At 59.5% G+C, this 22,799-nt stretch carries 19 protein-coding genes and 3 pseudogenes; 14 read left to right on the top strand and 8 right to left on the bottom strand.

What is annotated here, in order from left to right; translation table 11 throughout:
• Positions 1-10 precede the first annotated feature (10 nt).
• The 4 genes and pseudogenes from MF410_RS27365 to MF410_RS27380 form a co-directional block, all read right to left on the bottom strand.
• A complete protein-coding gene (locus MF410_RS27365) occupies positions 11-1,177 on the bottom strand; it encodes a glycosyltransferase (RefSeq protein WP_222135024.1) in 1,167 nt (388 codons plus the stop codon).
• Between the two features lie 234 nt (positions 1,178-1,411).
• On the bottom strand, positions 1,412-2,989 hold the full coding sequence (locus MF410_RS27370; protein WP_222135062.1) for a sorbosone dehydrogenase family protein: 1,578 nt from the start codon (positions 2,987-2,989) through the stop codon (positions 1,412-1,414).
• Positions 2,989-3,426 (bottom strand): DUF2231 domain-containing protein, encoded by a 438-nt coding sequence (locus tag MF410_RS27375; RefSeq protein WP_097629566.1) that lies wholly within the window; start codon positions 3,424-3,426, stop codon positions 2,989-2,991. Before MF410_RS27375 ends, MF410_RS27370 begins: the two co-directional genes overlap by 1 nt.
• 263 nt (positions 3,427-3,689) lie before the next feature.
• A pseudogene (locus MF410_RS27380) lies at positions 3,690-3,821 on the bottom strand (ArdC-like ssDNA-binding domain-containing protein); the annotation flags it as partial.
• Between the two features lie 293 nt (positions 3,822-4,114).
• Here MF410_RS27380 and MF410_RS27385 point away from each other — a divergent pair.
• Positions 4,115-4,306: pseudogene (locus tag MF410_RS27385) on the top strand (SOS response-associated peptidase); the annotation flags it as partial.
• Here MF410_RS27385 and dinB read toward each other — a convergent pair.
• Positions 4,303-5,391, bottom strand: a complete 1,089-nt coding sequence (dinB, locus tag MF410_RS27390; protein ID WP_239620703.1) for a DNA polymerase IV — start codon at positions 5,389-5,391, stop codon at positions 4,303-4,305. The pseudogene MF410_RS27385 and the gene dinB overlap by 4 nt on opposite strands.
• Before the next feature lie 3 nt (positions 5,392-5,394).
• Positions 5,395-5,658, bottom strand: a complete 264-nt coding sequence (locus MF410_RS27395) for a hypothetical protein (protein WP_097629602.1) — start codon at positions 5,656-5,658, stop codon at positions 5,395-5,397.
• A 173-nt stretch (positions 5,659-5,831) separates the two neighbouring features.
• Here MF410_RS27395 and MF410_RS27400 point away from each other — a divergent pair, with 173 nt between their 5' ends.
• From MF410_RS27400 to MF410_RS27415, 4 genes and pseudogenes are all read left to right on the top strand, one after another.
• Positions 5,832-6,590 carry an ImuA family protein gene (locus MF410_RS27400; RefSeq protein WP_131711682.1) on the top strand — a complete coding sequence of 253 codons (759 nt, stop codon included), beginning with the start codon at positions 5,832-5,834 and terminating at the stop codon, positions 6,588-6,590.
• Positions 6,511-8,022 carry a DNA polymerase Y family protein gene (locus MF410_RS27405; RefSeq protein ID WP_097629563.1) on the top strand — a complete coding sequence of 504 codons (1,512 nt, stop codon included), beginning with the start codon at positions 6,511-6,513 and terminating at the stop codon, positions 8,020-8,022. The genes MF410_RS27400 and MF410_RS27405 overlap by 80 nt, the downstream gene beginning before the upstream one ends.
• The gene (locus MF410_RS27410; RefSeq protein WP_222135027.1) at positions 8,019-11,282 is read left to right on the top strand and encodes an error-prone DNA polymerase; all 3,264 of its coding nucleotides are present in this window, start codon (positions 8,019-8,021) and stop codon (positions 11,280-11,282) included. Before MF410_RS27405 ends, MF410_RS27410 begins: the two co-directional genes overlap by 4 nt.
• A gap of 546 nt (positions 11,283-11,828) precedes the next feature.
• Positions 11,829-11,948, top strand: a pseudogene (locus MF410_RS27415) (SOS response-associated peptidase); the annotation flags it as partial.
• A gap of 240 nt (positions 11,949-12,188) precedes the next feature.
• Here MF410_RS27415 and MF410_RS27420 read toward each other — a convergent pair.
• Positions 12,189-13,214, bottom strand: coding sequence for an HWE histidine kinase domain-containing protein (locus MF410_RS27420; protein ID WP_097629561.1), 1,026 nt, complete (start codon positions 13,212-13,214; stop codon positions 12,189-12,191).
• Positions 13,215-13,393: 179 nt separating this feature from the next.
• Between MF410_RS27420 and MF410_RS27425 the strand changes: the two genes are divergently transcribed.
• The 5 genes from MF410_RS27425 to MF410_RS27445 all read left to right on the top strand — a co-directional run bounded on the left by MF410_RS27425 (position 13,394) and on the right by MF410_RS27445 (position 17,022).
• Complete coding sequence (locus MF410_RS27425; RefSeq protein ID WP_222135028.1) at positions 13,394-14,431, top strand: PAS domain-containing protein; 1,038 nt, start codon at positions 13,394-13,396, stop codon at positions 14,429-14,431.
• A 34-nt stretch (positions 14,432-14,465) separates the two neighbouring features.
• Positions 14,466-14,891, top strand: coding sequence for a hypothetical protein (locus MF410_RS27430; RefSeq protein ID WP_239620706.1), 426 nt, complete (start codon positions 14,466-14,468; stop codon positions 14,889-14,891).
• A gap of 36 nt (positions 14,892-14,927) precedes the next feature.
• Positions 14,928-15,134, top strand: a complete 207-nt coding sequence (locus tag MF410_RS27435) for a hypothetical protein (protein ID WP_097629559.1) — start codon at positions 14,928-14,930, stop codon at positions 15,132-15,134.
• 316 nt (positions 15,135-15,450) lie between these two features.
• The gene (locus tag MF410_RS27440) at positions 15,451-16,335 is read left to right on the top strand and encodes a DUF72 domain-containing protein (protein ID WP_222135029.1); all 885 of its coding nucleotides are present in this window, start codon (positions 15,451-15,453) and stop codon (positions 16,333-16,335) included.
• Positions 16,336-16,794: 459 nt separating this feature from the next.
• Complete coding sequence (locus MF410_RS27445) at positions 16,795-17,022, top strand: hypothetical protein (protein WP_097629557.1); 228 nt, start codon at positions 16,795-16,797, stop codon at positions 17,020-17,022.
• Between the two features lie 1,015 nt (positions 17,023-18,037).
• Here the strand turns inward: MF410_RS27445 and MF410_RS27450 are convergent.
• Positions 18,038-18,646, bottom strand: coding sequence for an invasion associated locus B family protein (locus MF410_RS27450; RefSeq protein ID WP_239620708.1), 609 nt, complete (start codon positions 18,644-18,646; stop codon positions 18,038-18,040).
• A gap of 233 nt (positions 18,647-18,879) precedes the next feature.
• Here MF410_RS27450 and MF410_RS27455 point away from each other — a divergent pair, with 233 nt between their 5' ends.
• The 4 genes from MF410_RS27455 to MF410_RS27470 all read left to right on the top strand — a co-directional run bounded on the left by MF410_RS27455 (position 18,880) and on the right by MF410_RS27470 (position 22,635).
• Complete coding sequence (locus MF410_RS27455; RefSeq protein WP_131711701.1) at positions 18,880-19,644, top strand: response regulator; 765 nt, start codon at positions 18,880-18,882, stop codon at positions 19,642-19,644.
• 149 nt (positions 19,645-19,793) lie between these two features.
• Entirely contained in the window at positions 19,794-20,453 is a 660-nt protein-coding gene (locus tag MF410_RS27460) for a transcriptional regulator (RefSeq protein WP_131711687.1), read from the top strand.
• A gap of 130 nt (positions 20,454-20,583) precedes the next feature.
• Entirely contained in the window at positions 20,584-21,126 is a 543-nt protein-coding gene (locus MF410_RS27465) for a hypothetical protein (RefSeq protein WP_097629553.1), read from the top strand.
• A 588-nt stretch (positions 21,127-21,714) separates the two neighbouring features.
• Positions 21,715-22,635, top strand: coding sequence for a zincin-like metallopeptidase domain-containing protein (locus tag MF410_RS27470; RefSeq protein ID WP_239620711.1), 921 nt, complete (start codon positions 21,715-21,717; stop codon positions 22,633-22,635).
• The last annotated feature ends 164 nt before the right edge of the window (positions 22,636-22,799 follow it).

Consider the following 22,799-nt stretch of genomic DNA (forward strand, 5'->3'; position numbering starts at 1 on the left):
ATCAGTTTGGCTAAGTTATCTCCATAAGGCTTTTGAGCGTCCGGAGGCTATGCGGCCATGTCCAGTTTTCCAAGACGATCTGACGTGGGTCGAAGCTGTGCAACCGTCCAAGCATGTCGCGGATACCCTCGTGAAACTCACCGGCCGAGGCAGCGCACCCCGTCTTCGGCGTGATGTATTGCAGTCCGCAGCTCAGCTCACTGTTTGCAAGCACCGGTATCCCCGCCAGCATATACTCCGTCAAAATAGCCGGCGCGCCGTCATCGACGCCGCAAACGACGCCGATCCGGGCCTGGTTCATAAGCCTGTTCACCTCGGCAAATGGTACGCCAGGCGGATCGACGAAATCGACGTCGATGCCGAGTGCCCCTGCGTGCCGGCGCAGCGCTTCCATCATCTCGCCATAGCCGCAGACGCACAATGCGCGCAGCGAACGGGGCAGTTGGCCTAGCGCGTTGAAAAGAATGTCATGCCGCTTGTACGCCTGGGCAGCAGCGACGTAGATCACGTCATAGATCTTTTCCAGACCTAAAGGCCGGAATGTCGCCTCGGAAGCAAACTCCGGTCCGATTGGCATAATCGCGGTGCGCATAGCGGGATGTCGAACGTGCACTGCTTCCGACTGCCACGCGGCGCCGGTGAGAATAAGGTCGAAGTGGCGGCTCACCTCAGATGGCACGCGCAACGCCGGTGCGTCGATCGAATTATAAATTTTGAAACTGTCGGGGCACGCCAGCAATATGTCTTCGCTGACGCCAAGGCCCCATACGCACAAGATCGACGGTGGTCCGAAAGCCTCAATATGGCCCAGCATATCATTTGATGCGAATGGCACTTCAGGCCCATTTATCTGGAACGACCGGCGCGTCAAGAATGGGCTGCCGTCAGGCCGATGCGTCTGTGGCAACGCACCACGGCTGTGGGTCCAAATCTCGGCGTGGTCGGCAAGGCCCCCTTTGAGGACTGCAAGAGGGAGTCGCTCGATGTAGCCCCCCGCGACCTCGACGTTCTGTTTCGGGTTGACGGTCCTCTCTGGGAGAGGTCCGCGATTGCCCGACAACCATTGCTGCCGAAACCAGGCTATCGTCTCGAATTGGGCGTCACGCCAATCGCCGTCCTGGAAGTCGCTGATGACGACTATTCGGCGTGGTGTGTTTGGTGCTTGCAGCGCAACCATTTGCATTGAAGTCCCGCGTTTGAAGCCGATCTAAGTTTGCATCTCATTGCCGGGAACCCCTGCCTTGTGCGCCTTCGCGCCAGGTTGAATATGCGGCGGCTAATGATCGGCGACAGAAGAGCGCGCGACACGGCCGGCGCCCGACGGTGACCTCGGGAAATTAGCTTCTCTTGATGCTGGCCAGTCTCGCCACGAAAACATGACGAGAAATGATTTAGACCCGACGAAATCTCTTCATAGGCCACCTGCAGGAGCGATCTGCATTTGCGCAGGCTGGGATTTGTCGGGTTGTCCGGGAAGGGGTTTTTGGTCGATCGGGCGTTCATCTGCCGGGGCCGCCGGCGTCTGTGATTGAGGGGTCGAACCCGTCCGTTCGGTTCCGACGTTGGGATTCATATCGGCAGTCCCGCCCGCTTTCGCATCAGTCGAGACTTGCGGATTCGCCGAAATCTGGTCCGTGCCGATGGGCTGCGGCGTGATCTTGCCGTCGGACGAAGCAACGCGCCAGACGGTATTGCCGGCGTCATCTGCGACGAGCAGAGCTCCCGTCCCGTCGATCCCGACGCCGACTGGTCGTCCCTTCGCCCGGTCGCCCTGGATAAAGCCCGTGACGACGTCCTGCGCCTTGCCGGATGGCTTGCCGGCCTCGAAAGGCACGTACACCACTTGGTAGCCGTTGAAGCTGTCCCGGTTCCAGCTGCCGTGCTCGCCGATGAAGGCGCCGTTGGCGTAAGCGGCCGGCAGCGCTGAATTCATCGAGAACGCCAATCCGAGCGCCGCGACATGGCTCGACAGGGCATAATCCGGCGGGGTTGCCCTTTCGACCATGTCGGGACGCGGCGGATGTACGCGCTCATCGACATGGTTGCCATAATAGCTCCATGGCCAGCCATAGAAACCACCTTCCTTGACCGACGTCATGTAATCGGGAACGAGGTTTGGACCGAGTTCGTCGCGCTCGTTGACGACCGTCCAAAGCGTCCCTGTCTCCGGGTTGAAGGTGAGGCCGTTCGGATTGCGCAGACCTGAGGCGAAGACGCGCGCCGCGCCGGTATGCCGGTCGACCTGCCAGATAGCTGCACGGCCCTTTTCCGCTTCAAGCCCATTCTCGACGATATTGGAATTCGAGCCGACCGAGACGTAGAGCATCTGCCCATCGGGGCTGAGCGCCAGATCCTTGGTCCAATGATGATTGATCGGACCACCGGGCAGGGGCGCCAAAATTTTCGGTTGGGCCGTGATTTCATTCTGCCCGAGTTCATAGGGGTAGGCGAGAATGGCGGACGTCGAGGCAACATAGAGCGTGTTGTCGATCCAGGCGACACCGAAGGGCGAATCGAGCTTCTTCAAAAGATCGTGCTTCTCGTCCACCGTGCCGTCGCGGTTAGCGTCACGCAGCAATGTGATGAGGTTGCTTTCCTTCTGCTCGCCGCCACCACCATGGGCGATGGACATGATCCAGTCCCGAATCAAATCCTTCGGCCGTGAGGTCTGTTCGCCTGAGGGGCCGCGCGACTGAATCACCAGTACGTCGCCGTTCGGCAAGGTATGGACTGTCCTCGGATTGGCGAGGCCCCTGGCATAAGCCGTTACCGTCAAACCGTTCGGAGCGGCCGGCGTCTCACCGTCCTTCCAGCCAACGACCTCCGCTACCTTCAGATCAGGCAGCAGGGAGGGGGCTGGATCCGGCAGGACCGGGTTGGGCCCAATCTGCTGAGAAATGTCAAAGCCTCCGCTCTGAGCGTAAGCCGCAAGACCGACGCCGACAGATATCGACAGAACTGAAGCACCGAGAAGCTGAGACTTCATCATCATATCCTCCAGGCAAGTCTGGCATATTTCCGGGCGGAAACGGCTCCGGCCACCAGGCACAGGACAAAGGTGACGGCCGAAAGCATCAGTCCGTACGGGACCACGGCCGTCCATCCATCGCCGGCATGGAGAAGGTTGTTGGCAAAGGCGAGGCCCAGTATGACCAAATAGAGAAGCGCGGACAGGAGCGGCGGCCGCAAAGGGCGGGTGCGGGGACGCATCAAATCCATCAATCCTGCCGGAATCGCAAGCGAGCCCATCATAAGCCCGGCGAACAGCAACCACGCGGAGAAATTCTGCCACATCAGATTGCCGGTCTGCCAGAACGCTATATCGGTCGCTAGCGCGAGCGTGAAACAGACGAAGGGAAACGGGACAAAGAGCGACTGTATTGGATACGCGGCCGCGTCTCGATCGCTTGGGGACGATATAACCATGGATGCTCCGTAAGGGCCTAAGAGCTGGGAGATGCCTATCCAACCCGCGGCGAGAGCATATGGTTCCGTTAGGGGGCGTTGCGGCGCCAGCTGCCCGCCGGAAAGAGCATGGTCGGCCCCAGCGGGGAGTGAAAGAAGAAAGTACCTCTTCGCAGCCGGTTTCCACGCAGGTCGTGATAAGGCGCATTGTCTGGCCTCTTAGGCCTCGCCGACCTCAGGCGCCTCGCGCCACATGCCGGCGATGGAAAAATCGGCGCGCGGCTGACCTCGGCTGTCGCATGTCCCGTCGTCCAGGGTCTGGTCCATGGCCGCACGCCCTGTTTGAGATCGGCGATGATCGTGTTGGTGATGCGGCTGTAGATATCGGATCGTTGATTGGATTGCTGGCTGCTCATGTTGGAACCTCCGTTTCGAGGTCGCGGCCATCGCGACCTGCTACGGCGGTCCGAAAGCCGGGCTGCAAGCGCTGCCTGCACCCGCGGGGCCGCAACGAAGTGGAGGACGGCAAAGCCGTTGCCGGCGGGATGTTCCCGCACCGGTAGGATTTTCGGTCGCACCAGTCGTTTCGATGCTTGGACGCCAAGCGCGCTATCCGCATGGCCGCCCTCGGCGGCGCGTCGGCAGAAAACCGGCGGTTTCTCCAATACCTGATTTACGAGCCCGTGCATTGGCCGGAGGCATTTGCCACCTGACGATCGAAGCGAATGCCGATATCGCACCGTTTCGCAATCGCCAAATGGCCGTCCTGACCCGCGATCAGCGCATGGCCTGGCTCAACGGACTTGTACCCGAGGACGAAATCCTGCGCCCGCTTCCTGCAGGAACATTCTGGGTCGCGCGCCATTCAGCCTCTCCTGTCAAGCCAATGCTTGGCGTCTAAAGCGCCAGCCGCAACTGCGGCGCCGTTTCGAAGCACCGCCGCCCCAGGGAAGACAGCGACACGCCAAGCCGGCGTATGCCTTGTCGCGGCGGGAAGAGTGGCGCAAGAAGCAGGTCGACCAACTCCTCAAGATCGGTGATCGCCAGCAGAGGTGCCGGAACGGTTTTGCTGCGGGTGATCTGGCTGAAGTCGGCATATTTGACCTTGAGAGTCACCGTCTTGGCGCCAATTTCATTGGCCCCGCAGTAGTCCCAGACTTTCTCGATGAGTGGTTGAAGCCCTTCGCGGGCGGGCTCAAAGGTATGGATGTCCGAAAACGTGTCTTCTGCGCCGACTGATTTCCGCACGCGGTCAGGTTTGACCAGACGATTGTCGATGCCGCGGGCGATGCCATAAAAATACGGTCCTGACTTCCCGAAGTGTTCGACGAGGAAGTCGAATGTTCTCGCCTTGAGGTCCGCTCCCGTCTCGATCCCGAGCCGATGCATCTTTTCGGCAGTCGCCGGCCCGACGCCGTGGAACTTCTTGACGGGGAGTTGCTCGACGAAGGCCGGACCATTCTTCGGCGTGATGACGAACTGGCCATCCGGCTTGTTCTGGTCGGATGCCATCTTTGCGAGGAACTTGTTGTAGGAAATACCGGCGGATGCCGTCAGCCCGGTGGTCGCCTTGATCCTGGCGCGGATCTCTTCGGCGATTTCAGTAGCGATCTCCATGCCTTTGAGATTGGTGGTGACATCGAGATACGCCTCGTCGAGCGACAGTGGCTCGATCATCGGTGTGTACTCAGCAAAGATCGCCCTTATCTGCAGCGAGACGGCCTTGTAGACGTCGAAGCGTGGCTTGACGAAGATAAGGTCCGGACATTTCCGCTGCGCAGTGACCGAAGGCATGGCGGAATGCACACCGAACTTTCTGGCTTCATAGCTGGCGGCCGCTACGACACCGCGGGCAGCAGGACTGCCGACGGCAACCGGCAGGCCACGCAGCTCCGGATTGTCGCGCTGCTCGACCGATGCGTAGAAGGCGTCCATGTCGACATGCACGATCTTGCGCGGCCCTTCGCGGTTGTCTTCGCCTGTCATAATCTAGCCTCCATCAGCGAGACCATGACTCAAACATGGGAAGTGTGCCCCACACTTGTCACCTTGGGGCGTCTGCATCCGCTCGCAGCCCATGGCAATGCGCCGGCGGATTTCCGCGAAGGTGACGCTTGCGCCAAACGCTTTCACCAACAGTTTGCGTTCATGTGCACAATGGCGATCGCAGACCCGGCAGATGAGTTCGACCACCGGGACCTTATGATCTTTCAGTCTAGGGGTCGCATCGTCCACAACCCGCGTTCGGCGCATCCGAAAATATTCCTCCCTCTCCATCCGATTGAAACCGCTGGCGATTTTTCTCGCTTGCACCCGTGCTCAACTTCAGCGGGTCACATGCGCATTGACTCATTTACACTATAAGAACAAATACAGAACACATTACTGTTTCTCAAGCTGAAAACGGGTTGCCGTTAAAGGAGATCATGAACCCCGCTGTCGTCCCAAACGCTATCCTCGACTGTCTGCGCGGGCAGATCGCTCACCTGGAAAGCGCAAGCCAGCTCAAGCGAGGCGTTTTGCCTTTCGGCGTGGCCCAGATCGACGAGCGGCTTCCGGGCGGCGGATTGGCCCATGGGGCGCTGCATGAATGCGCCGGCGGCGGGGCCGGTACCGTCGATGGCGCGGCGGCCGCCCTGTTCGCGGCCGGCATTGCCGCGCGGACGAAAGGCAAGATCGTCTGGTGCCTGACACGTCCCGATCTGTTCTTCCCGGCCCTGGCGCAGGCGGGTTTGCATCCCAACCGGGTCGTCTTCGTCGAGTCCGACAAGGAGGAGGACGTTCTTGCGAACATGGAGGAGGGACTCTCATACGGCGGGCTCGGCGCGGTGGTGGGCGAGATCGTCCGCCTGCCGATGGCGGCGTCGCGGCGGCTGCAACTCGCAGCCGAGAAGACCGGCACGATGGCGCTCGCGGTGCGGCGTTGGCGACGGCAGACCGAGGCCAACGACTTCGGGCAGCCGACGGCATCGACCACGCGCTGGAGGGTGAGCGTCATCCCAAGCGAGGAGCTGCCGGTTCCAGGTGTCGGGCGGGCGAGGTGGTTTCTGGAACTGATGAGGGTGAAAGCGGGTGAGTGCGCCGAGTTCGAAGTAGGAGCCTGCGATGCCAAGGGTCGTATCGATATATTTTCCCGATCTGCCGACGGACAGGATCAGACGGGGCGATCCCGCCATTCCCGTTGAGGAGGCGATCGCCGTCATTTCGAAGAGCGGCTCCAAGCGCTGGGTCTCCGCCGCCGACGCCGCGGCCAGAAAGGCCGGAATCCACGTCGGCATGCCTGCCGCCAAGGCGCAGGCGCTCCTCCAGGGCCTGCGTATGATCGACGCCGATCCGGCCGCAGATGCGGCGGCGCTCGAACGCGTCTCCATGTGGGCGCTGACGCAGTATTCGCCGATCGTCGCCGTCGACGCGCTGGACGGAATAGTCATGGACACGGAGGGCGCCGACCATCTGCAGGGCGGCGAGGAGCGCATGTTGACGAGCATCGCCAATCGGTTCCGCGCCAAGGGCCTGGCGGCACGGGTCGCCATTGCGGATACATGGGGCGCGGCTCATGCATGCGCCCGTGCCGTCAACCGCGAAACCGTCATCGTCCCCAGTGGCGATACCATTCGTGCCGTCGAACGTCTTCCGATCTCCCTGCTGCGGCTACCCGAGAAGACCGTGGGCGATCTGCGTATTCTCGGCTTCCGGACGATCGGCGATCTGTCGACGACAGCGCGCGCTCCCTTGGCGCTTCGCTTCGGCCCGGAAATCGGACGGCGTCTCGACCAGTTGTTCGGTCGCGTCTCCGAACCGATAGATCCGATCCGTAGCCCAGAGCTCGTCGAGGTCACTCGATCGTTCGCCGAGCCGATCGGTGCAGCGGAAACGATCGACAAATACGTCGGCCGGCTGATTGTTCAGCTCGTCGCCGAACTCCAGCGGAAAGGTCTCGGCGTCCGCCGGACCGATCTCATCGTCGAGAAGGTCGACGGAACCAGGCAGGCGATCAGAGCGGGAACCGCCAAACCCGTGCGAGACGTTGCCTGGCTGACGAAACTGTTCCGCGATCGAACGCAGACGATCGAGCCGGGGTTCGGGATCGAAAAGCTGGCCCTCGTCGCCGTGATGTCGGAACCTCTCGAAGAGAAGCAGAAGGCGTCCTCGCTTGTCGACGAACAGGATGCCGACATCACACCGCTGATCGACGTCCTCGGTAATCGAGGCCAACGCGTCTACCGGGTGGCGCCGGTCGCGTCCGACGTTCCGGAGCGCAGCGTCCAACGTATCGCCGCTATCGGCGAAGACGTGACGAAAGATTGGGTTCACCATTGGCGGCGGCCGGTGCGGCTGTTCGCGCGTCCCGATCGGATCGAAGCGATAGCCCTATTGCCGGATCATCCGCCGGCCAGCATCACCTGGCGTGGCAAGCGTCATCGCGTCAGACGTGCCGACGGCCCGGAACGCGTCTTCGGCGAATGGTGGAAGCGCGACAGCGAATTCGAGGCGGTGCGCGACTACTTCGTCATCGAAAACGAGAGCGGCGAACGATACTGGATCTTTCGCTCCGGCGACGGCATCGATCCCGAAACGGGGTCGCATAAATGGTTCATGCACGGAATATTCGGATGAGTTACGCCGAGCTCCAGGTCACGACGCATTTCAGCTTCCTTCGTGGCGCGTCCTCCGCCGACGAGCTCTTCGTTACCGCCAGGGAACACGGCATCGAGGCTCTCGGCATTGTCGATCGCAACAGCCTGGCCGGGATTGTCCGGGCGCTCGAGGCGTCGCGCGCGACCGGCGTCCGTCTCATTGTTGGTTGTCGGCTGGACCTGCAGGAGGGAATGTCAGTGCTGGTCTATCCTACCGACCGCAGCGCCTATGCGCGGCTCACCCGGCTCCTCACGCTTGGCAAGGGAAGGGGCGGCAAGGCGAACTGCATGTTGAACCTCGACGACGTCGCTATCTACTCCGAGGGGCTGCTTGGTATCCTGGTGCCCGACCTTCCTGACGAGACCTGCGCCGTCCAACTTCGCAAGATGGCCGAGATATTCGGGGACCGAGCGTATGTCTCGCTTTGCCTCCGGCGTCGTCCGAGCGACCAGTTGAGGCTGCACGAATTGTCGAACATGGCGATGAGGCACCGTCTGCGAACAGTCGTCACGAACGACGTCCTCTTCCACGAGCCGGACCGCCGGCAACTCCAGGACGTCGTCACCTGCATTCGAAACAAAACCACCATCGACGACGTCGGCTTCGAGCGTGAGCGCCACGCCGATCGATACCTAAAGCCTCCGGAAGAAATGGAGAGACTGTTTGCACGCTACCCGGAAGCGCTGGCTCGGACGATCGAGATCGCCGACCGCTGCAGGTTCTCGCTGGAGGAGCTGACCTACCAGTATCCCGAGGAGGCGATCCTCCCAGACAAGACCCCGCAGGAATCCCTCGAGCACTATGTCTGGGAATGCGTGCCCAACCGCTATCCGGAAGGCCTGCCGCCGGAGGTTCTCAAGATCGTCCGTCACGAGCTCGATCTCATCCGGACGATGAAATACGCCCCATACTTCCTGACCGTGTTCTCGATCGTCCGTTTCGCGCGAACGCAAGGCATCCTCTGCCAGGGGCGGGGCTCGGCGGCGAACTCGTCCGTCTGCTACATCCTCGGCATCACCAGCATCGACCCCTCGACCAACGATCTCCTGTTCGAGCGCTTCGTCTCCCAGGAGCGCGACGAGCCGCCGGACATCGACGTCGATTTCGAACATGAGAGGCGCGAAGAGGTCATTCAATGGATCTACAAGACCTACGGGAAGGACAAGGCCGCACTCTGCTCCACCGTCACACGCTATAGGGCGAAGGGCGCCATCCGAGACGTCGGCAAGGCGCTCGGCTTGCCCGAGGACCTCATCAAAGCCTTGTCCTCGGGCATGTGGGCGTGGTCGGAAGAGCTGGTCAGCGACCGCAGTCTTCGCGATCAGGGCTTGAACCCGGAAGACCGCCGTCTGGCGTTGACCCTCAAGCTTGCACAGCAGCTCATGGGCGCTCCTCGGCATCTAGGACAGCATCCAGGCGGCTTCGTCCTGACGCACGATCGCCTCGACGATCTCGTCCCGATCGAACCCGCCGCAATGGTCGACCGGCAAGTGATCGAATGGGACAAGGACGACGTCGAGGCGCTCAAATTCATGAAGGTCGACGTGCTGGCGCTCGGAATGCTGACCTGCATGGCGAAGGCCTTCGTTCTCATTCGAGAACACAAGGGCGAAGATCTTGATCTGGCTAAGATCCCTCAGGAGGACCCGAGGACGTATGCGATGATCCGGAAAGCCGACACTTTGGGGACGTTCCAGATCGAGTCCCGAGCACAAATGGCGATGTTGCCCCGGCTCAAGCCACGGACATTTTACGATTTGGTCATACAGGTCGCGATCGTGCGGCCTGGTCCGATCCAGGGCGATATGGTGCATCCCTATCTCCGTCGCCGGGAGGGCAAGGAGGCGGTCGTCTATCCGACGCCGGAACTGGAGGCCGTTCTCGGCAAGACCCTCGGCGTGCCACTCTTCCAGGAGTCAGCGATGAAGGTCGCGATGGTCTGTGCGGGCTTCACCGGCGGCGAGGCCGACCAGCTTCGAAAATCGATGGCGACCTTCAAGTTCACGGGCGGCGTTTCGCGCTTCAAGGACAAGCTCGTGTCCGGCATGATCAAGAACGGGTACACGGCCGAGTTTGCCGAGAAGACCTTCAGCCAGCTCGAAGGATTCGGCAGCTATGGCTTCCCGGAATCCCATGCGGCGTCGTTCGCCTTGATCGCCTATGCCTCCAACTATGTGAAATGCCACCACCCGGACGTCTTCTGCGCGGCGCTGCTGAATTCGCAGCCGATGGGATTTTACGCGCCGGCCCAAATCGTCGGCTGCGCCAGGAACCACGACGTCGAGATTCGGCCCGTCTGCGTCAACAATTCCCGGTGGGACTGCACGCTCGAGCGTATCGGCGATACCGATCACCACGCCGTCCGCCTCGGGATGCGTATGGTGCGCGGCCTCGCCGCTGCCGACACCGCTCGTATCGTGGCTGCCCGTATGGACCAACCGTTCGAAAGCGTTGACGATATGTGGCGACGGTCCGGAGTCCCAGCGGCTTCTCTGGTCGAGCTCGCCGAGGCCGACGCCTTCCTGCCGTCGCTGGGACTTCAGCGCCGAGACGCCTTGTGGGCGATCAAGGCCCTGCGTGACGAACCCCTTCCGCTCTTCGCAGCCGCTTCCGAACGCGAGGCGAGGGCGGTCGCCGAACAGCAGGAACCCGAGGTCGCCCTCCGTCAGATGACGGAAGGGCACAACGTTGTCCAGGATTACAGTCATATCGGGCTGACGCTGCGCGAACACCCTGTCACCTTCCTTCGGACGGCCTTTACGGAGCGCCGGATCGTCACCTGCGCGGAAGCCATGAACGCGCGGGATGGTCGCTGGTTGATGACCGCTGGCCTAATCCTCGTCCGGCAGAGACCCGGTAGCGCCAAGGGCGTCATCTTCATGACGATCGAGGATGAGACCGGGCCGGCCAACGTCGTCGTCTGGCCCAAGCTTTTCGAGCAACGCCGTCGCGTCGTCCTCGGCGCATCGATGATCGCGATCAATGGGAGAATTCAGCGTGAAGGCGACGTCGTTCATCTCGTGGCCCAGCAAGCCTTCGACCTGTCTGGCGATCTCTCCGGGCTGGCCGACCGCGACGCAGAGTTCCGGCTGCCAACTGGACGCGGTGACGAGTTCGCGCACGGCCCGCCGGGAGCTCCGGATTCGCGCGACAGCGTGGCGGCCGCAAAGCCGAGGGACATCTTCGTTCCGGATCTTCATATTGATCAGCTCAAGGTGAAGAGCCGAAGCTTCCATTAAGACGCTGCGCGAGGCCTGCCCGTCAGTGAGATACTGCTTTTCCAAGCTCTCTTGAGTGGGAGGAGCCGCCCCCTAAGAACGGTAAGCGGCGCTGAGGTTCTGTCCGCGACGACCGACGCGATTTGAGATTGACTCATTCGATAAGAAGAAAAAAATGGGAACATGCCAGCAGCAATCATTCCGGCTTGGAGCATTTGGCATGCCCACCATTTTGTACAAAAACGATCATAATATTTCACCCGACGATGTCATGAAGGTTGCGGTCGAGCCAAGTCAACGAACCTTGTTTCCACCCGGAGAGGACGAAGAAGGTTCTCGGTCTTCACACCATGGTCTCTGGCATGTGCTTTGATAGGTTCGACGAGCGCGTCCATATGGGCAAGTCGATGGACCTGCTCAAAATGGCCCAGGACGTGGACGATGTGCTCGACAAGCTCGTCATCTACCACCTTTTACCGGAAGAGTTTGAAGAGGCCGAGGCCGATTGGGCGCATGAAGGTCAATTCTTCCCCAAGGATAATACCCGCGGTGACGACACGGACACCCGCGAAGACGCTCGCCCGGCCGCTGCCGAACCACCAGATCGTAGTGACGTCACGGGAGCCCTACGGTTCGACCATCGTGGCCACCTCAGGGGAGCCGGGGTCACAGCCAGCCTTGCTCTAAGCGAAGAAGGCTGCGCGTTCAATTTATCCATCCAAAAGGAAGTTAGCGCGTGCCATACACAGAGTTCCGCGACATCCGATCGTCCGGTCGCCAGGTGCCCTGTCGCCAATTCTGTCCGGCAAGCCTCACCAATCGAGGAGAAAGTTCATCGCGCCGGAACGGCTGCGGATTTCCGTCTCGCGATGACATCATCGATGTCTTTGATTTCTCGAGCGCCAGCCTTCCTAGCTTTGCATCAAATTATTCCTCGGCGTCGGAATAGTTCTTATATTGTAGCTTTTGAAGCGGGGCATCCAGCCTCAGGATGAGCCCGGTCGGGGCGTAATCAAGAGAAACCTCTCCGAAAGCAGACAGGCTGGAGCTGACGAGTCGTGTGCCGAACCCCTTCTTGCTGGGAGCTTCCACCGGCGGACCTCCAACCTCCTGCCAAGTGAAGTTCAGGCTCGGGGCGCCCACCTCGTTTCGCACGGACCATTCGATTTCGACCGTCCCTGTATCTGCCGAAAGAGCACCATACTTGCTGGCGTTGGTGACGAGCTCGTGCAGCACGAGGCAGAAGCAAAGGGCCGCCTGTGGACCCAATTCAACTGCAGGACCGCTCGCTTTGAAACGTCCTGACGTCTCAAGTCCGAGATTGATCGCGGTAGCCTCGACGATGGTCGCCATGCTCGTGCCCAGCCAGTTCTGCTGAAGTAAAATGTCGTGCGCTTTCGAGTAAGCACTGATGCGGGCCGAGATCGACTGCTCCGCATCTTCCATAGAAGTAGCGTTTCGGAAGGATTGGCTGGTGATAGCCTGAACGACGGCGAGCGTATTCTTCATGCGGTGCGAGAGTTCATGCATGAGAACACGCTGTCGCTCCTCATTCTCTCGCTGCTCGGTGCGATCTCTCAGAATCTTTACAAAGCCCTCGACTTCGCCGTCGTCCGACGTCAACGCCATCATCTGGCCAGAGGCCCAGAACAACGATCCGTCCTTGCGAACGTGCCAGCGCTCATCATTGCCATGGCCTTCCGCTAAAGCGGCGGTCATCTCCCGTTGGACAATCCCCGCCTGCAGGTCTTCCTGCGTGAAAATTACGGCGGCGGGTTTGCCGATAATCTCAGCCTCGTCCCATCCAAGGATCCGTCGCGCGCCCTCATTCCACGTGGTCACCAAGCCATCCAGATCTGTCGAGATGATCGCATACTCGATCGCGCTCTGCAGGATCGCTTCGAGAAAGCGCTCTCGCGAGCGGCTGGAACTGGAAAAGAATTTCATCATCATTGGGTGTGTCTGATCCTTGCACGGCCCACAAGGCTGAAAGGCCATCCTGATATATACCGGACGCCGTCGCGTTGGCAAAGGCTGCAGCCGAGAGCCCTGGAGGAGCGATCATAACCTTCTCGGAAACAAAGATACGCGAGCCACGTTATCAGCCGACGTCTTACAGTGAGCGTGGAAGCATGACAGGCCATCCAAGAGAAAAACTCCACGGGGATTTGCCTTCCGCATCTTCAAAAGCAGCTTTAGCCGATCGCAAGGAGTTGGCAGCGATCGCATTTGAACGCACCCGGATGCCGATGGTTGTCACTGACGCCCGTAAGCCCGACGTGCCGATCGTTCTTGCAAACAAGGCATTCCTTGAACTGACAGGTTACGAACCCCAAGAAGTGCTAGGCCGCAACTGTCGTTTCCTGCAGGGTCCCGCGACGTCTCCGATCGCCGTCGCCGAAATCCGTGCGGCTATCGCCGGCGAGCGCGAGTGTAGGGTCGAGATTCTCAATTATAAGAAGAGCGGTGAGCAGTTCTGGAACCGCTTGCATCTAAGTCCTATCCATGGGGATGACGGAAGGATCCTGTATTTCTTTGGATCTCAAATCGACATGACGGAATACCGGCGCATTGAGGCACTGGAGGCGTCCGAGCACCGCCTGCTGATGGAAGTCGACCACCGATCCAAGAACGTCATGGCGATCGTCGACAGCATCGTCCGCCTGAGCAATGCCGATGATCCCGCCCTTTATGCCGCTGCTATTCAACATCGCGTGCAGGCGCTAGCCCGTGCCCATACCTTGCTGGCTGCACGAAGCTGGACAAGCATTTCTCTTGAGGAACTCATTCGCCAACAGGTAGCGCCGTTCGCGGCCACTCGCACCTTCTTTAGCGGGCCGGATATAAGAATGCCTGCACCGGTCGTCCAGCCCCTTGCGCTCGTGCTCCATGAGCTCGCTGTCAATGCAGCTCATCACGGTGCGCTTGCCACCGCGCAAGGCAAGCTGTCAATCAGTTGGAAACCTGGACCGTCCGGGGCGGGCTTTAACATCCGATGGCAAGAGGTGGGCGTCGACGCTCCTCCTAAATCAGCCAAACGAGGTTTTGGCACTGTGATCGTCGGCGCCATGGTCGAAAAGCAGCTTAAAGGGCGTCTCGAGAAAACCTGGTCGGAGGAAGGACTGCTTATCGACATTGAGGTTCCATCTGGCGCTTCTACCTCCGTCTAAAGGCACCTTGGCGGCGCAAGGTGGAAACGGTCCGGTGATCGCCAAGGCGATTTGTCTGACCTTGAACAATTGGGGACCCCTACAATATCATTTTCATCAGGACCATTGGTGGCACGAAAGGAGGACGGCCGGAATCACACATGCTTGTCTTGGCCGGTTCCAGGGATGTCGAACTCGCCGTGGAACATATGCGCGGCCTGACCGTTGCACAGATCAGTTTGAAGGGCTGTGTGAAATGCCAAATGAGCGTGCCAACCATGATCATGAGCTTCGCGGCATTGTCGATCACAAACTGACCGCACTCATTCGGGAAATGGAAGATGCGGATTGGAGCGCCGAGGACGTCGCTTTTGCGATCAACGATGTCCTCAAAAGCAAGTGGCTTGATCGGATCACGGCGCTTCAAGACGCACGCGAAGCGGTTCCAAAGGGTTTTCTATCAGACGGGAACGAAGGCTAGCGGTCTGTTATCCCGGCGTGAAAAAGGAAACATTTTATGGCCGCGACATTCCAGGTCATCGCCATCAGCTCGCTCGACCCGGAGGGTAGCGACACCTGTAATGAGCCGATGCTCCTTTACCCCGATGCGCTAAAGACTGCGCGGCAATTCAAAGCTGATGGCAAAGCGTTTCGGGTGATTGCTAAGGGCGAGCAGTCGGAACAACAGTTGCAGTCGTTCCTGGCGCTCGGCGCGCTCGTATAGTCGGATGAGGAAGACGTTGTGGCCGGCTGATTTCGAAGCGGTCGACGCAGGAAACGCCGAAGGTATCGGCTGCTGAGAGGCATCGGAACTCAGGACTGTTCACTGACCCTTTGTCTCAAGAGCGGGCGCATCAAGCCCGAGGGTATCGCAGACCTACGCGGGCTCGGCGAAGATCAGTCTTTGGTCGGCTTTGCAGGATCGCGTCCGCGCATCGGGACTCATCCTGGCGATGTCAAGATGCTGATCGTCAACCAGTAAACCCTGCACCGTGTGCTTACGTTGCGGGTTAAGTCGAGACCGGGACGGGGAGGATCGATTGGTGGACCGCACTGCTGAAGATAACGCGGCCCGCCGAGCACGCCGCGCTGAGCGCCGGCAGACGCAGCGCGACGCCAATGTCAATCGGGCCGCCAAAATGCGTCAGGTACGGCTAGCCGATCCGCAGGCCAACAAATCGACCGAGGATCGAACGGCTGGTCGTATCCACATCGGATGTTCGGGGTGGTACTATTGGCATTGGAAGGGAAAGTTCTATCCTGCGGATGTTCCGTCGAGTCAATATTTCTCGATCTATCAGAGCAGCTTCAAGACGGTCGAGCTGAACGCCCCGTTCTATTCGTGGCCGACAATCGGAGCCGTGAAGGCCTGGATCCGCCAGGCCGCGCCGGGTTTCGTCTACACCATCAAGGTCTGCGAGCTGATTACCCATATCAAGCGGTTCGAGCACGCGGAAAGTCTGATCCAGGATTTCGGCTATATCGCCGACCTTCTCGGCCCGCAGATGGGCTGCTTTCTCTTCCAGCTGCCGCCGAGCGTTCGCTACACTCCGCAAATGCTGCAATCTATTTTATCGCAGCTCGATTGCCGCCGCAGGAACGTTGTCGAGTTTCGCCACAAGAGCTGGTGGAATGAGGAGGTTTTCGAGGCTTTCAAAGCCGCCGGGGCGATTTTCTGCTCTTGCAGCGGGCCCCGGTTACCGGATGAGCTGGTGCGGACCGCCGATGACATCTATGTTCGGTTCCACGGAACCAAGCAATGGTATCGCCACGATTACAGCGACGCGGAATTGCTCGAGTGGGTCGAGCGCATTAGGCAAAGCCGGGCGAAGACGGTATGGGTCTACTTCAACAACGATCGCGACGGACATTCGATCAAGAATGCCAATCGGTTGTCGGAGCTAATGAACATGCCAGCCACGTAGGACAAGTGCGCGGGACAAGGCGGCGATCGGGCACAGAAATCGCTCGGCGATCCTTGCGGCCTCGCGAAGCCCCGACGATCAGGCCTCCGGCATTGTAACATCAAGAGACGTGATCGTTTGACATTCCAACAATTCTCTCCCGCCGGACCTTCCGGCGATCCCTTATGGTCCTTCTAGCCTGATCCCTAGCTCTGGACACATTTGCTCATGTGTCCGGCTAGACCGACTGCCTTCGAGCCACATCTCTCAGATCAGCGGCTTCAGCCGCTTGACCAGCCACTCCCGCAGAAATGCTGCGCATCTCGCACAATCGAGCGGCGTAGCCGATGCACTTGGTTTGGAAACAATTCGTAAAACGCGGAAACTTTCTGAGCATGATCGTGCCATGAACCGGTGAATTACTATCAGGACGTCCTTCGAAGATTCACCGCCGATTAAACGAAGCAAAGGCGCTAACTCGTGGCTGACATCAATATACCGTCTTCTCCGATCCGAACAAATGACAGCGCCTATCAAATCGAATGCAAATTCGCACTCGAGCCTTCACTTACCAGGCTTTTCGAAAAGGCACGCTCCGCCGGCTGGGACCCACAGCACATTGCACTCGCAGTCGCCACGCTCGGTTGGGAGCTGCTGCTCGATCCGCGCCATAGCATGCAGCGCGAAGGATTCGGCATTGAACATTAGATACCGCGCACGACGGCTTTAGAGAGGTCCTCGGTCCGTGCGGATTATGCATACGGTTCTCCTGCTTCCCGGCCGAATATATTGGTTATCTCGGAATAGTTCGCCCTGTCGCAGCACAGGATGCGCCTCAGAGACTCCTAACCGGATCAACAAGCTCTACGGCAACGGCAAGACCTTGGAACCGCCGACGCAATATCACCGGACCGCGGGCTTCATAGGCAAGTGACCCTTGCTGATTTTTGCCTTCCGGAACTCCCGACCTGTTATTCATCAACCCGCTTGCTTCGGCCCGTCCGTTAGCATGCCGGTGGGAGGAGCCCCGTTGGTATGCTGGACAAGCGGGACGCTCGCCGCTTTTCCAAGCCGTTGATCTCGCTCCCGCACCGCACGTCAGAGGCGGCACCAGCAGGAACGACCTGTCGACCGTTGTCCGGAGCGGCCCCACTCGTCTGTTTTTACACAATTTTACCCAGCCTTTACGCTGCTTAACATTAGACCCGCTACCTTTGGCGATGTAGTGGGGAACCCGTCATGAACATCGAACTGAACGACGGTATATCGCGTAAGTCCCTCCCACCGTGTCGCAGCGTGGAGCATCCACTCAGGACGCCGTTGCTTTGTCTGATCGCCGGCCTGGTCGCCTCCAGTTCGTCGTCGTCCACCTTTGCCGACGACAGCTCGACCTCCCACACGTCGCTGTTTACTGTCGGGTCCAGCATAGCTGACACAGGAACCGGATACTCGTTGTTTCGCGGACCCGAGCATAGCTCCAAAGACTATTGGATTGAATGCTCTTGTTCGAACGGCGCATTGGCGATCGGATCTTGTCCTTTCTTGAGATACAAATGCTATTGCGCAGATAAGCCCTCGATCTCCTGCAACCAATGATCCGCTCGCCCCGCAACCCAGCCACGCTCGATTCTGAGCGCTCCGAGCGCTGCGGCTCAACGGTGTCGGCCGGAAGTCCGTCGATCGTTTGGAGAAATGAACGACAACCGCGATGGGAGCGTCGCGATCATTGCAGTTCTTCCAGCCGTTCGAGGGAACGAGGAAACCCCTTCAGAGAGATCCGAAAGGTCAACTTTCCACCTGAAGCAAACGAAATGGCGCTGACGGTTAGCACCTGCGCAGCTTTCATGATGTCTATGGTTCCCTCGGACATGATGAGAAGAACGACGCAACCTTCGGGCAGGCACGTCGCAACATCTGCATGTTGTTCTGAGGGTTGCGTATCGAGTTCCAGGCGCACGCCTTCCGACAACCTCAGTCCGAGTGGCATCCTGATGAGGACTCTCGTACCCAGTTGTTCAGAAGGGTAGACCTGTATTGCGAACACAATCAAGCCGCTCTTTGGATCTGCATAAAACTGACCTGCGGCACATTGCTTTCCGACATCGCCGTTCGTGCATGCAACGCCCCAGTCATCATATTTCTCCTTTATCCCATCGGCACCGACGAGGAGATGTTCGATCGGCGCAGCAGTGCTCGGGGCCAACCATCCGGCGTGGTTGTATCCAGGCTCCGATTTCCATGAGGGCTCATCGGGTGTTTTTGGTTCGGCCGCTTCTGTCGCAGTCAAACCCGACAAGAACAACGCGAACACGCTCGCCAGTCTCAGCCGCAAACTCAAACCTCCCGACGGTGTTCGCTCGCCATCTGCAACAACCCCATCCCCAAACCCTGCGTCGATCGTTGGCGATCTCGCACTCTCGCAGTGCTGGGGAGGAGTTTTCAATGCAATGGCTCTAGCAGCTTAAATTTCTCGGCGATGTCGGGATGTTTCTGGAGATTTCCCACAGACGAAAACGAGAATCGGAAGCCGGAATGGAAGAAGAAATTAATCACCGAGGTTGGCCAATGGACCACATACTAATAGTTGATGGCGATCCGGAGATTCGCCGGCAGCTGGCGCGTTACCTTGTCGAGCAAGGTTTTCGTGTAACGGTTGTTGCGAGTCGGCAGGAATGTGAGAGGTGGATCGATTCCAGCAGGCCTGACCTGATCGTGCTCGACGTCCAGCTTCCGGATGGTTCAGGCCTTGATATCTGCAGGAACCTGCGCGCTAGGGGGTCTCGAATTCCTGTTATTCTGCTGACCGCATTGAAGGAGGAGGTGGATCGTATCATCGGCCTGGAATTCGGAGCGGACGATTATCTTGGCAAGCCATTCAATCCGCGAGAACTCGTGGCAAGGATCAGGGCAGTCTTGCGACGAGCCGCTGACGCTGAGGACGCTGACAGCGACGTCAAGGTCTTCAATTTCGCAGAATTCGTCGCTGACACAAGCACCCGGCGGGTTTGTAAGTTGCTTGGCCCGGAGATCGAGTTGACCGCGGCCGAGTTCGACCTTTTGGTGGTCTTTCTTGAGAGACCGGGCCGACTGTTGTCACGAGACCGACTGCTTGATCTGACGCAGGGGCGCAAGAGCGAGCCTATGGACCGATCAATAGACGTCTTGATGAGCAGGCTGCGACGCAAGCTTGGTCAAACTCAAAGCGGCCCCCTTTTTCGGACGATCCGAAATGGCGGTTATCAGTTCACGGTTCCGGTCAAGGCAGGCATGTCTGACGGGGCAGCGACCATTGCGGCTCTCACCGGGAACCACAATGTTGCCTCCATGTGAGCGGCTGGAGACTTTCATCGTCCGAGTTCCCATAGCCCAGGTGTCGCCGGGGGTATGGACCGCCGGCGCAACAGTCGTTATTTGCAGCACATGTTGCGATGCTGAAAGCGTCGCTGAAAAAATCACTGCTGACATCGAAGGCTTCTTAAGTGAAAAAAGTACAACGCAGCTTTGCCGTCGAATACAGATCTGATCGGCGAAGAGTCAATTCCAAGCCGAACTCGATCTGGGGAGACATGGATCTCAAGTCCGTCGCGCAAGAACTGCAAGACGAGGGAATGCCATTTCTTTCAGTAGCGCCTCGCACGAGCGGCAGCGAGAAGCTTTTAGCGGGAGAACAGTCCGGGCCGTTGTTGACACCGCCGATCGGGCAGGAGACAAATGCATCGGCTTTACAGGAGACCATGATGGCCGACGAAAACAATACAATGACCAGTGCTGACACGCCGGCCGCTGCCGTGCCCGATGTAGCGAAGAAGATGCGCAGACCTCGCGCCAAGAAGGCGGTGCCTGAAACCGCCTCAGCCGCCGTTTCTGTGCAACCGGCGGCGGCTTTGGGTGCCAAAGCCGCAAAGCAGACGAGAGGACGCAAAGCAAAACCTGACGAAGGGGCGACGAGTGCGAGGCGTGCGCCTGTCAAACGTGCTCCGAAGGCTGTGTCGGTAGCGCCTGCACCGTCGGTGGCGGCAGTTGATGAGATCGCGGATCTTCTGCAGCTCGAAGAGGAAAACCAGAGACTGCGTAAGCTGCTGGCGGAGAAGCTCCGCGCTGAAAATGCCGATCTGCGAAAGCGACTCAACCTCGGTTGATCCGCAGAACGGCCAATCGCTGGCCGCATTCTCATGCTTATTGACGTGAAGATTTTGGCGGCGGTTCGTTCTGCCGCCAACGTTTTCGCGCGCAGTTTGCATACTGAAGTAGAATTCGAGGTCGATTAATATGGCGTCTCCATGGAAACTTCTTGCTGGGCTGGTGTCACGGCGACGCCAGCAAAAGCAAGAACACGGCTCGACCGATGACGTGAAGCCGGACGCATCAGCCATCACAGAGCCGACTGAAACGGCGGCCAACAACCGGTTGGCCAACGAAAAACCAGTCATTCACAAAGCACGCGAGGCGGTGTCAGCAGAGCCGGATCATGCCGAAGGAGCGGCAAGCAGTGTTCACGACACGACAGATGGCGAAAGCGCCACGCTCGCGAAAGTCGTTGACCCGGCCTTATCCAATCAGGCCGACGTAGCCGCGCACGCCGCACCAAAGGCGTTGCCGGTAGGCGAAGGTCCTACGCGAAAGCGCGGCAGGGGGAGCAAGAAAGCGAAAACGATTACTGTCGTTGTTTCACCTTCTCCAGGCGTTACCGCCGTTGCTGACGACGCAGTGAGCCTCGATGGAGAAATCAGGCTGCTCCGCGATCAACTGGCGACGAAGCTTAGACTGCAAAACGCACAACTGAAGAGGATGCTGGATCGGTTCGAGCGCTGAAATTGTCATTTCCGATCGTACCCGACCGCTACCAATGTGCCTTTTGAAATTACGAGCTCCGTTGCTCGCGAACTGGATAAGGTTAGCTGGCCTGCCGCCGGAGTGAGAGGGAGTTAGCGGCGGGCTTTCATATGGCGCAATTCCGCTTCCACCTGCCTTTGCCGAAATAAGTAGGCGGTCCCTCCGTCTCCACCATCAGCCCGGCTTACGGTTGGCAGTAAGGAGCGCGATCGACCGCTGCCATCCGACCGTCGAGCTCATGCTCGCGCCATGCCTGGATGTTCATCGCTCAGGATGATGATCTTGATCGGCGCGTGATGTTGTATTGCCTGTGGTTGATCCGTGACGTGAGCGACATGATGCCGCCTCGCGATTCTGCCATGTCCGCCTCCGTCTGAACCTCCCCCTTTGATTACGGCCATCGCGTCCTGCCCCGGCTTTTGGTCCTGCCAGGCTCGCGCCGCCGGCAACGGCTTTGCCGTCCTCCACTTCGTTGCGGCCCTGCGGGTGCAGGCAGCGCTTGCAGCCCGGCTTTCGGACCGCCGTAGCAGGTCGCGATGGCCGCGACCTCGAAACGGAGGTTCCAACATGAGCAGCCAGCAATCCAATCAACGATCCGATATCTACAGCCGCATCACCAACACGATCATCGCCGATCTCAAACAGGGCGTGCGGCCATGGACCAGACCCTGGACGACGGGACATGCGACGGCCGAGGTCAGCCGGCCACTGCGCCACAACGGCCAACCCTACACCGGGATCAACGTCCTGCTGCTGTGGTCGGAAGCCATCGCCCGCGGCTTTGCCTCATCACGCTGGATGACGTTTCGCCAGGCAATCGAGCTCGGCGGCGCCGTTCGCAAGGGCGAAACCGGCACGACCGTGGTCTTCGCCAGTTCGTTCATCCGCACCGAGACGACCGAGACGGGGACCGAGATCGAACAGGACATTCCATTCCTCAAAGCCTACACGGTGTTCAATACCGATCAGATCGCCGGCCTTGATGGCCGCTTTGACGACGGCGCACCTTGCCAGGATCCGATGAGCCGCATCGGCGATGCCGGCCGCTTCCTTGCCAATACCGGGGCGCTGATCCGCCACGGAGGATCGGCTGCCTATTATGCCGCTCAGCGTGATTACATCCAGATGCCATGCCCAGATGCCTTCCGGGACGATGCTTCCTATGTCGCCGTCCTCAGCCACGAGATCACGCACTGGACCGGCGCACCGCAAAGGCTTGATCGCGATCTCAGCCGCTACGCCAAAGATAGGAGCGATCGTGCCCGCGAGGAACTGATTGCCGAACTCGGCAGCGCGTTTCTCTGCGCCGATCTCGGCATTGTCCCAGAGCTCGAACCACGCCCCGACCACGCATGCTATCTCGATGGCTGGCTGAAGGTTCTGGGCAACGACAAGCGTGCCATCTTCTCGGCGGCAGCACATGCCCAGCGCGCGCTCGACTACCTGCATTCCCTGCAGCCGGAACTCGACGAGGAGGAGGCGGCGTGAGCCGTCTCTTCTTTAACTGATGAAGAGCCTGCATGATCAGGCTGCCCCGCAGGTTTTCCAGTGCCTCCTCGATGAAGCCAACGCGACGCTCCGCAGCCGGTCGCACCGTCGACGAGATCCTTGGTCAGACCGAACCTGAAACGGGCGCCAACGGCCCGCGGCAG

Source organism: Rhizobium sp. C104, from assembly GCF_022354505.1.
GTDB classification, from domain to species: domain Bacteria; phylum Pseudomonadota; class Alphaproteobacteria; order Rhizobiales; family Rhizobiaceae; genus Rhizobium; species Rhizobium redzepovicii.

Coding starts and splice junctions, on each gene's coding strand:
- MF410_RS27365 (WP_222135024.1), bottom strand. CDS start 1,177: ATGGTTGCGCTGCAAGCACCAAACACACCACGCCGAATAGTCGTCATC.
- MF410_RS27370 (WP_222135062.1), bottom strand. CDS start 2,989: ATGATGAAGTCTCAGCTTCTCGGTGCTTCAGTTCTGTCGATATCTGTC.
- MF410_RS27375 (WP_097629566.1), bottom strand. CDS start 3,426: ATGGTTATATCGTCCCCAAGCGATCGAGACGCGGCCGCGTATCCAATA.
- dinB (WP_239620703.1), bottom strand. CDS start 5,391: ATGACAGGCGAAGACAACCGCGAAGGGCCGCGCAAGATCGTGCATGTC.
- MF410_RS27395 (WP_097629602.1), bottom strand. CDS start 5,658: ATGCGCCGAACGCGGGTTGTGGACGATGCGACCCCTAGACTGAAAGAT.
- MF410_RS27400 (WP_131711682.1), top strand. CDS start 5,832: ATGAACCCCGCTGTCGTCCCAAACGCTATCCTCGACTGTCTGCGCGGG.
- MF410_RS27405 (WP_097629563.1), top strand. CDS start 6,511: ATGCCAAGGGTCGTATCGATATATTTTCCCGATCTGCCGACGGACAGG.
- MF410_RS27410 (WP_222135027.1), top strand. CDS start 8,019: ATGAGTTACGCCGAGCTCCAGGTCACGACGCATTTCAGCTTCCTTCGT.
- MF410_RS27420 (WP_097629561.1), bottom strand. CDS start 13,214: ATGATGATGAAATTCTTTTCCAGTTCCAGCCGCTCGCGAGAGCGCTTT.
- MF410_RS27425 (WP_222135028.1), top strand. CDS start 13,394: ATGACAGGCCATCCAAGAGAAAAACTCCACGGGGATTTGCCTTCCGCA.
- MF410_RS27435 (WP_097629559.1), top strand. CDS start 14,928: ATGGCCGCGACATTCCAGGTCATCGCCATCAGCTCGCTCGACCCGGAG.
- MF410_RS27455 (WP_131711701.1), top strand. CDS start 18,880: ATGGACCACATACTAATAGTTGATGGCGATCCGGAGATTCGCCGGCAG.
- MF410_RS27465 (WP_097629553.1), top strand. CDS start 20,584: ATGGCGTCTCCATGGAAACTTCTTGCTGGGCTGGTGTCACGGCGACGC.
- MF410_RS27470 (WP_239620711.1), top strand. CDS start 21,715: ATGAGCAGCCAGCAATCCAATCAACGATCCGATATCTACAGCCGCATC.